At 43.7% G+C, this 2097-nt stretch carries 3 protein-coding genes; all 3 read left to right on the top strand.

Annotated elements, in window-relative coordinates; all coding sequences use genetic code 11:
* Positions 1 to 801 (top strand): DUF1517 domain-containing protein (locus H6S82_RS30695; RefSeq protein WP_191057289.1); only part of this gene is annotated, 801 nt, incomplete at its 5' end.
* A gap of 76 nt (positions 802 to 877) precedes the next feature.
* Positions 878 to 1357, top strand: coding sequence for a 2-C-methyl-D-erythritol 2,4-cyclodiphosphate synthase (ispF, locus tag H6S82_RS30700; RefSeq protein WP_190472532.1), 480 nt, complete (start codon positions 878 to 880; stop codon positions 1355 to 1357).
* 3 nt (positions 1358 to 1360) lie between these two features.
* Entirely contained in the window at positions 1361 to 1885 is a 525-nt protein-coding gene (locus H6S82_RS30705) for a hypothetical protein (protein ID WP_190472535.1), read from the top strand.
* Positions 1886 to 2097 lie beyond the last annotated feature (212 nt).

A 2097-nucleotide genomic window follows, 5' to 3' on the forward strand; every position in this document is an offset into this window, starting at 1 on the left:
AGTGGCGGTTCGTCTGGCGGTAGCTATTACCACTCTACTCCCGTCTACGGTGGTGGTTACAGGTCGGGTGGAATTTATTTCTATTCGGGATGGGGATGGTTTTTTCCTTCTATGTTTGGATTAATTGTGCTAACTGCTGTGCTGCTGATAGTTGTCAGCGCCTTTAAGAAAACCAGCAGTAATTATGTTGAAAGTACTGATGAAGTTATCCCAACTGGTAATAAAGAATTAGACAACAATATTGTTACTATCAGCAAAATTCAAGTGGGATTGCTGGCGCAAGCGCGTGCGATTCAAAAAGAATTATCAGAATTAAGTCTCAAGATCGATACTGGTACGTCAGAAGGATTATTAGAATTGTTGCAAGAATCTGTTTTGGCGCTGTTGCGATCGCCTGAAAACTGGACGCACGTATCAGCTACTTCCAAAACAGTCCGCAACCGCGAGTCAGCGCAGGAAATTTTTAATAAGTTTTCGATTGAAGAACGTACTAAATTTAGTTCGGAAACTCTTACTAACGTAGAGGGAAAAGTCCGCCAAAAAGAGGTAAATCCGAATCCAGATGCAGAACCGGGCTCGTATATTGTGGTAACGTTGCTAATTGGCACGGAGAACGATCGCCCGATGTTTGGAAATGTCTACTCATCTCAAGAATTGAAAGAAGCCCTAGAGAGTATTGGTTCTATCGCACCGGAATATCTGACGGTGTTTGAACTGCTTTGGACTCCTCAATCGGAAACAGAAAGCCTGACTTACGACGAGCTCTTGACTGAGTATACCAATTTGATGCAAATTGCTTAAGTGGTCATTAGCGATCGGTCATGGGCAAAAGTGACTGATAACTAATGGCCGATCGCAAATAACAAAGGAAAAAACAATGAACATCAGAATTGGCAATGGCTATGATATCCACCGACTGATTGAGGGGCGTCGTTTGATTTTGGGAGGTGTAGAAATTGCCCACGAATTAGGTTTGCTGGGGCATAGCGATGCGGATGTGCTGACTCACGCAATTATGGATGCGATGCTGGGGGCGCTGAGTTTGGGGGATATCGGTCATTATTTTCCGCCCACAGATGAGAAATGGGCTGGCGCTGATAGTTTGATGTTGCTGAGTCAGGTGAATCAATTAGTGTTAGATAAAGGTTGGCAGATCGGCAATATTGACTCGGTAGTGGTGGCGGAACGTCCGAAACTGAAACCTTATATTACCAAAATGCGCGATCGTCTCGCCAGCGTTCTCAACTTAGACTGCGATCGCATCGGAATCAAAGCTACCACAAACGAAAAATTAGGGCCAGTCGGTAGGGAAGAAGGAATTGCAGCTTATGCTGTTGTTTTGCTGACTCAAGGATGAATTATGAACGCCGAACAATTGGAAAAAACTGTATATCGCATCAAACCGGAAGTTGTCATTTTGGACGATGACGATCGCATAATTTTGTTGGTGAAAGCCAAAGGAAATAGAGAAATATACGGTAATGTTTCCGAAGCGATTTCGTGGCTAAAAGCTGGCAATGGGGCAATTCCATTCGTCATGTTTATTGACATCGAAAACATCCAAATCTTCAAATGGGAAAGTGGTAACTCGTCGGAACCAGTTTGTATACTCAATACTGCGGAAGTGCTTAGCCCTTACGGTCTGGAAGTAAGCGATAAATGGATATCTGGGGATTACCTTGGTAGTACAGCCCAATCGTGGTTGAACGACTTAGGCTATCATTGGAAGTCACCTACTCCCCCAGCAGAAGAACAGATAGCAGCCATAGGGTTGTTGTCGTTGCTTAAAAATGGCACAGCTCAACCTGAAGTTGAAATCAGGATTGATAGCAAGTTGCGATACATCGTTTTGAAATATTTCTTCGCAAGTCCAGATGATTTTTAATTAGCATGATACTTTACGTCGAAACTAATTTCCCGATGAGTATTGCGACAGGACGCGACCCCGAAGCAAGCACTTTGTTACTAAGTACGCCAGCATCAGTTCGTCTGGTAATACCAAGCGTTTGCTATATGGAAGCTTTGTCAGCTTTGGACGCAGATTTAAAGGCACGCAGACGTTTTAATAACGAATTGGATATTCGGCTGAGCGATGCA

This window comes from Planktothrix sp. FACHB-1355, assembly GCF_014748295.1.
Taxonomy (GTDB): Bacteria; Cyanobacteriota; Cyanobacteriia; order Cyanobacteriales; family Aerosakkonemataceae; genus Aerosakkonema; species Aerosakkonema funiforme_A.